Consider the following 6,576-nt stretch of genomic DNA (forward strand, 5'->3'; position numbering starts at 1 on the left):
GGAGTCTTGCCGGCGGGAGTCTTGCCGGCGGGAGTCTTGCCGGCGAAAATCTTGCCGGCGGGAAGACGCAGGGTCAACGCGCCGGCAGCCGTCATGGTTGTGTCTTAAACCGCGCCGCCCTCACTCCATCGTGGGCGCGAGCTTCTTCACTCCCGGCACGTCCTCGCCGAGCCAGGCGGCGTTCTTGGCGGTGCCGTCGAAGGTGGCGCTCGTCTTGAACAGCTCGTACTTGCCCTCCAGCGCGTAGGGGCGGCTGCGGGCGAGCAATTCCGCCACCGTCGCCTTGTCCATCGGCTTGAAGGTCTTCACCGCCTCGAAGGCCTGGTCGAGGTCGCGCTGGTTCTGGATGCCGGTGATGACCACCGAGGTCTGGAGGTTCAGCGAGAAGTGCAGGTACTCGATCGGCTTGATCGGCGCGTCGCTCTTCAGGATCACCCCGTCGCCGAAGGTTTTCATGGCGAGCGCCGCGATGCCGTTCTGGACGAGGTAGGGCAGCACGAGGTGGCCGAAGCTGCGGAAATGCGCATCCATCACGTTGAGCGGCATCTGCACGGAGTCGAAGTGGAAGCCGCGCTCGGCCGCCACTTCGAGCATCTGGAGATGGATGCGCGGGTCCTTGTGGCCGGTGAAGCCGATATAGCGCAGCTTGCCGGCCTTCTTGGCCTCCTGGAACGCCTCCATGGCGCCACCCTCGGCGAAGACCCGGTCGGGATCGTCGTAGCGCAGGATCTCGTGGTGCTGGACGAGGTCGATCCGGTCGGTGCGCAGGCGGCGCAGCGACTGGTCGATCTGCTTCATGGCCTCCTCTTTGGTCCGCCCGTCCATCTTGGACATCAGGAAGACCTTGTTGCGATAGCCGTCCTGCTCGAGGGCGATGCCCATCCGCTCCTCCGAGCGGCCCTCGTTGTAGTCCCAGCAATTGTCCATGAAGGTGATGCCGCGGTCGACGCCTTCGTGGATCAGCCGCGTCGCCTCGGCATCGGTCACCGCGGATTTGCCGAGGTGGAAGCCGCCCATGCCGATCGCCGAGATCGTCTCGCCCGTGCGCCCGAAGGGCCGGTAGAGCATCTCGCCCCGGCGCTCGCCGGGATCGGTGACGAGCGGCAGGTCCGCGGGGTCGTTGGGCCGCGTGTTGGGCAGCGGGGCGGGCGGGGCGTTCACGGCCGCCCCCGCGGAGCCGGAGACCGCGAGACCGGCCCCGAGGGCCGCACCTTGCAGGAAGCTGCGACGTTCCATGGCGATTCTCCGTGAGTCATCGGGAGGCCTCCGCGAGCCGGTTTGCCGCGTGGAGCAGGCGCAGGGCCGCGCAGGCGGCGCCGTAGCCGTTGTCGATGTTGACGACCGCGATGCCGGGGGCGCAGCTCGCCAGCACCGCGTCGAGAGCGGCGCGTCCGCCCTCCGCGACGCCGTAGCCGACCGAGGTCGGCACCGCGATCACCGCACCGGCGACGAGGCCGCCGAGCACGCTGGGCAGCGCCGCATCCATGCCGGCGGCGCAGATGACGATCGGATGGGCCCGGATCTCCTCGATCCGCCGGGTCAGGCGCCACAGGCCGGCCACGCCGACATCGGCGATGAGCGTGGTGGCATGGCCCTGATAGGCCAGCGTCCGCTCGGCCTCGCGGGCCACCGGCACGTCCGAGGTGCCGGCCGCCACGATGGCGATGCGGGAGGGACCGGCGACCGGCCGGGCCGCGCCGAAGAACGCCGTGCGCGAGACCGGGCAGTAATCGAGCCGGTCGCGATAGCTGAGCGCCGCGTACCGCTCCGGGTCGAGGCGGGTGACGAGGAAGCGGGCGCCTCGCTCGTCGGCGGCGGCCAGGATCGCGTCGATCTGCGCCGCCGACTTGCCGGCGGCGAACACCGCTTCTTCAAGGCCGATGCGTTCGGTGCGGGCGAAGTCGAGGGTGAATTCGTCCTGGAGGCTCACCGGGCCGGCCCTCCCGTCAGGAAGGCGCTGCCGGTGCGGTAGGGCGCGAAGGAGACCGGCGCCGCGGCGAGCCGGGCCGGCGCATGCGCGGCGATGCGGCGGCCGAGATCCGCCCGCATCGCGTCCGGCAGGCCGGCGAGGCTCCGGGGATCGAGCTCGACCACGATACCGGCGGCGCGCACCCGGCAGCGCACGGCGCTCCTGGGTCCGGTCTCGGCGCCCGTCGCCGTCAGATCCTCGCCCACCAGCCGCTCGACGGCATGGATGAAGGCCAGGGTCTCGGGCTCGATGCGGATGCCGGTCTCGACCCGGCTCGACAGGCAGGGGGCCGAGGGCAGTTCCGCCACGGCACCGAGGCCCAGGTCGCGGGCGAGCGCCCGCACCATCGCCTTGCTGAACTCCGCCTCGACGAAGGGATGGCGCACCCCGTGCTCGCGGGCGGCGTCGAGGCCGGGGCGGTACTCGCCGAGATCGTCGAGATTGGCGCCGGACACGATCTGGCGCCCGGTCACCTGCCGGATCGCCCCGTAGAGGTTGGTCTTGCAGAAGAAGCAGCGGTTGACCGGGTTCTCGCGATAGGCCGGGTCGGCGAATTCCCCGGCCTCGATCACCCGGAGCCGCCAGCCCTCGCGGGCGGCCTCCGCCCGCACCCGCGCGGTCGCCTCGCCCGGCACGGCGGGGGAGACGGCATGCACCATCAGGGGCGGCTCTCGCATCGTGCGATGCGCGATCGTCGCCAGCGTCAGGCTGTCGACCCCGCCGCTCACCGCGACGGCGATCGGCCCGATCCCGGCAAGGACGGTGTCGAGGGGGGCGCTCATCGCTCGTCCTCCGGCCGTTGCAGCGCCAGGCGCTCGGCCTCGCGGCGCAGGGCCTGGCGGGCGGCGTGGCCCGCGGTTGCCAAGGCGTCGTCGGATTCCGCCTTGGCGGTGCGCCCGCCCGGCCGTGCGACGCTCTTCACCCGGACCGCCTGGCCCGCGACCTCGACGGTGTCGAGGCGCCGCTCGAGCGCGGCCCCCGAGACTTTGTGGTGGCGCAGCCCGATCGTGGTGGTCTCGCGAAAGCAGGCCTCGATCGCCTCCTCGATCGCGTCGGCCCGGGCGAGCGCCCGGACATGGGTCATCATCCGGCCCTTCTTGCCGAAGACCGGCATCTGCACGACGTCGAAGATCTTGGGGTGCGCCCGCAGCCGGTCGAGCCCCATGGCGAGGTCTTCCGCCGACTGGTCGTCGACCTCGAACTCGATGATGCCCAGTTCCCTGTGGCCGGGCGAACCGGTCTCGCCCTGCTCCTCGAAAGCCAGCACCCGCAGCACGTTGCTCAGGCCCGGCAGCACCTTGGTGCCGAAGCCGAGGCCGCTGCGCAGGAGCCGGCGCGGCCCGCTCGTCCGAGGCGCGCCGCCGCAGAGATGGCGCAGGATCGCCGCCCCCGTCGGGGTCACGCGCTCGCCCGGCACGCCGTCGTCGAGGGTGAGGAAGCCTTCGAGCAGGAGCGCGGTGGCGGGCGCCGGGACCGGCAGGGGACCGTGCTGGGTCCGCACCCGGCCGGACCCGAGCGGCAGCGCCGAGACCGACCAGCGGGTGGCGCCGATCGCGTCGATCAGGTGGGCCGCCGCCACGATGTCGGCGATCGAATCCCAGGCCCCGACCTCGTGGAACGCCACCGCCTCGACCGGGATGCCGTGCACCCGCGCCTCGGCCTCGGCCAGATGCCCGAAGATCGCGAGAGCGTGGGCGAGCACGGCGGGAGGCAGCCCGCTCGCTTCCAGGTCGCGGCGGATCGCGGACCAGTGCCGGTGCGCGTGGTGGCCGCCGTGATGGTGGTGACCGTGATGGTCGTGGTGATGAGGGTGATCGTGGTGGTGATGGCCGTGGTCGTCCGCCGGGCGGTCGGGCGCCTCGCCCTCCGGGCCGGTGACCGCGAAACGCCGGCCCTGGAGCACGCCGTCGCCATGGGCGAGGAGCGCGCACGTCGTGCGGCCGCGGCTTGCCCGCGCCACGCTCTCGCGCACCCCCGCCTCGTGCTCCGGAAAGGCGTCGAGGAGCGCCGCCGCCACCATGTCGCCGGCGACCCCGCCGACGGCGTCGAGATGAATCTGCATCGCGTCCTTCGTCCCGGCCTCGGACCTGACGCCGGTCGTTGGGCAGATCGGCCCGCGGCGCCTCACGGCAAGCGCCCCGGACAGACGGTCGCAGCGGGGACGGCCCGGACTTTCACGCCCCGCCCCGGTGGATCCTCCCCACGCCCCGGGGCATAAGCCCCACCAACGACACGACGCCGACCGCCCGGGCGGTCGCGCATCACAGGAGAGGACACGGACCCCATGCGGATCACCGGAGAGAACTTGATCGGCGGCGCCTCCCGCCGCGGCGAAGGCGAGACCTTCCGGGCCGTCGAGGCCGCGACCGGCCAGCCCCTGGAGCCGGCCTTCGCGGCGGCGACGCCCGCCGATGTCGACCGCGCCTGCGCGCTCGCCGCCGCGGCCTTCGACACCTACCGCGAGACCTCGCTCGAGGACCGGGCCCGCTTCCTCGAAGCGGTGGCCGAGGCGATCCTCGCCCTTGGCGACGAGCTGATCGTGCGCTGCATGGCCGAGAGCGGCCTGCCCCGCGCCCGGCTCGAAGGCGAGCGCGGCCGGACCGTCGGGCAATTGAAGATGTTCGCCGCCGTGGTGCGCGACGGCGGCTTCCTGGAGGCCCGGGTCGATCCCGCGCAACCCGAGCGCAAGCCGCTGCCGCGCCCCGACCTGCGCCTGCGCCAGATCGCCGTCGGCCCGGTCGCGGTGTTCGGCGCCTCGAACTTCCCCCTCGCCTTCTCGGTCGCGGGCGGCGACACGGCGTCCGCCCTCGCCGCCGGCTGCCCGGTGGTGGCGAAGGCCCACCCGGCCCATCCGGGCACCTCGGAGCTGGTCGGCCGTGCGGTGCAGGCGGCGGTCAAGCAATGCGGGCTGCCCGAGGGCGTGTTCTCGCTGCTCCTCGATGCCGGCATCAGCGTCGGCCAGGCGCTGGTCGCCGATCCGCGCATCGCGGCGGTCGGCTTCACCGGCTCGCGCCGCGGCGGCGTCGCGCTGATGCAGGCCGCCGCCGCCCGCCCCGTCCCGATCCCGGTCTATGCCGAGATGAGCAGCATCAACCCGGTCGTCCTGCTGCCGGCGGCGCTCGAGGCGCGGGGCCGCGACATCGGCCGGGCCTTCGCGGGGTCGCTCACCCTCGGCTCGGGCCAGTTCTGCACCAATCCGGGCCTGATCCTGGCGGTCGAGGGCGCGGGCCTCGACGGCTTCGTCGAGGCGGCCTCCGCCGCGCTGACGGAGATCCAGGCCGCCACGATGCTGACGCCCGGCATCCACAAGGCCTATTGCGCCGGCGTCGCGGCGCTCGAGGCCAACCCGGCCGTGACCACCCTCGCCCGGGGGCTCGCCGGCGGCACCCACCAGGGCCAGGCGGCGCTCTTCTCGACCACCGCGGACGCTTTCCTCGCCGACCACAGCCTCGCCGAAGAGGTCTTCGGTGCCGCCTCGCTCATCGTGCGCTGCCCCGATCTCGCGACGATCCGCGCCGTGCTGGAACGGCTGGAAGGCCAGCTGACCGCGGCCCTCCACCTCGACGAGGCCGACCACGAGGCGGCGCGGGCGCTCCTGCCGGTGCTGGAGCGCCGGGTCGGGCGCATCCTGGTCAACGGCTTCGGCACCGGCGTCGAGGTCGGCCACGCCATGGTGCATGGCGGGCCCTACCCGGCGACCTCGGATGGCCGCACCACCTCGGTCGGGAGCCTCGCCATCCACCGGTTCCTGCGCCCGGTGAGCTACCAGGACCTGCCGCAGGCCCTGCTGCCGGACGCCCTGAAGGATGCCAACCCGCTCAAGCTGTGGCGGCGCGAGGATGGAAAGACCGTGGCGCCGGGGGCCTGATCCCGCCCCGTCCCGGGAGGCCACGCCGCTTCCCGGGACGGGGGAACCCGCCCCCTGTATCCCCGTTGATCGCCGCACCAGCACAGGAGCGCGCGATGATCGACACCAGCCGCATCACGGAGCACATGCCCGTCGTCGGTTCCGATGGCGGCCATGTCGGCACGATCGATCACGTCGACGGACAGCGGATCAAGCTGACCAAGACCGACCCGGAGGCCGGTGGCCACCATCACTTCATCCACGTCGATTCCATCGCCAGCGTCGAGGGCGGGCAGGTACGCCTCAACCGCACCAAAGCCGAGGCCAAGGACGAGTGGGCGACGGCCTGAGAGGGCGGTGGTCGGGGCCGGAACGCCCCTCCCGGACGAAAAAAGGCCGCCTTGCTCAGGCGGCCCGAAGTCTAGGGAGGAAACGCCCGGGAGGGCGAGGGCCGCGCGGTGGCATCGCCATCGCGTTGCACGAGAAAAACCCTGCTCGCCGACGCACGGTTCCCGGGCCGGCACTGCTACCAAGGTCCGCGCCTGCGGGCCTTCTTTCCGCCGCGATCCGCGCGGCGGATCGTTTACGGGACGATGCAGGTCCGGGTGGTCACGACCTTCCGCATCCCCCACTCCGTCAGGCCGAACCGCTGCCGGGTCGAGCAGCCGTAGCCGGGACGGGGCGCGTCGACCGGGTAGCCCCCTGCCACCACGACGCGGCGCGGCCCGTCCGCGACGATGATCGGGCGCCGATCCAAGAT

At 72.7% G+C, this 6,576-nt stretch carries 6 protein-coding genes; 2 read left to right on the forward strand and 4 right to left on the reverse strand.

Annotated elements, in window-relative coordinates; translation table 11 throughout:
• Positions 1-120: 120 nt before the first annotated feature.
• Genes QR78_RS28950 through larC form a run of 4 tightly spaced genes read right to left on the reverse strand, consistent with a single transcriptional unit; the run spans position 121 to position 4,031 of the window.
• Positions 121-1,236, reverse strand: coding sequence for an aldo/keto reductase (locus tag QR78_RS28950; protein WP_048431079.1), 1,116 nt, complete (start codon positions 1,234-1,236; stop codon positions 121-123).
• A gap of 16 nt (positions 1,237-1,252) precedes the next feature.
• Complete coding sequence (gene larB / locus QR78_RS28955) at positions 1,253-1,930, reverse strand: nickel pincer cofactor biosynthesis protein LarB (protein ID WP_048431080.1); 678 nt, start codon at positions 1,928-1,930, stop codon at positions 1,253-1,255.
• On the reverse strand, positions 1,927-2,751 hold the full coding sequence (gene larE, locus QR78_RS28960; protein WP_048431081.1) for an ATP-dependent sacrificial sulfur transferase LarE: 825 nt from the start codon (positions 2,749-2,751) through the stop codon (positions 1,927-1,929). Before larE ends, larB begins: the two co-directional genes overlap by 4 nt.
• Positions 2,748-4,031: a nickel pincer cofactor biosynthesis protein LarC gene (gene larC / locus QR78_RS28965; protein WP_048431082.1), complete on the reverse strand. Its 1,284-nt coding sequence runs from the start codon at positions 4,029-4,031 to the stop codon at positions 2,748-2,750. Before larC ends, larE begins: the two co-directional genes overlap by 4 nt.
• 222 nt (positions 4,032-4,253) lie before the next feature.
• On the opposite strand from larC, the gene QR78_RS28970 reads away from it, so the two are divergent.
• Together QR78_RS28970 and QR78_RS28975 are read left to right on the forward strand one after the other, a co-directional pair.
• A complete protein-coding gene (locus QR78_RS28970; RefSeq protein ID WP_048431083.1) occupies positions 4,254-5,837 on the forward strand; it encodes an aldehyde dehydrogenase (NADP(+)) in 1,584 nt (527 codons plus the stop codon).
• A gap of 95 nt (positions 5,838-5,932) precedes the next feature.
• Positions 5,933-6,166, forward strand: a complete 234-nt coding sequence (locus QR78_RS28975; protein WP_048431084.1) for a DUF2171 domain-containing protein — start codon at positions 5,933-5,935, stop codon at positions 6,164-6,166.
• The last annotated feature ends 410 nt before the right edge of the window (positions 6,167-6,576 follow it).

The organism is Methylobacterium indicum, from assembly GCF_001043895.1.
GTDB classification, from domain to species: domain Bacteria; phylum Pseudomonadota; class Alphaproteobacteria; order Rhizobiales; family Beijerinckiaceae; genus Methylobacterium; species Methylobacterium indicum.

Excerpts from the sequence above, each read along its gene's own strand:
- QR78_RS28970 (WP_048431083.1), top strand. The coding sequence starts at position 4,254 with ATGCGGATCACCGGAGAGAACTTGATCGGCGGCGCCTCCCGCCGCGGC.
- QR78_RS28950 (WP_048431079.1), bottom strand. The coding sequence starts at position 1,236 with ATGGAACGTCGCAGCTTCCTGCAAGGTGCGGCCCTCGGGGCCGGTCTC.
- larE (WP_048431081.1), bottom strand. The coding sequence starts at position 2,751 with ATGAGCGCCCCCCTCGACACCGTCCTTGCCGGGATCGGGCCGATCGCC.
- larC (WP_048431082.1), bottom strand. The coding sequence starts at position 4,031 with ATGCAGATTCATCTCGACGCCGTCGGCGGGGTCGCCGGCGACATGGTG.
- QR78_RS28975 (WP_048431084.1), top strand. The coding sequence starts at position 5,933 with ATGATCGACACCAGCCGCATCACGGAGCACATGCCCGTCGTCGGTTCC.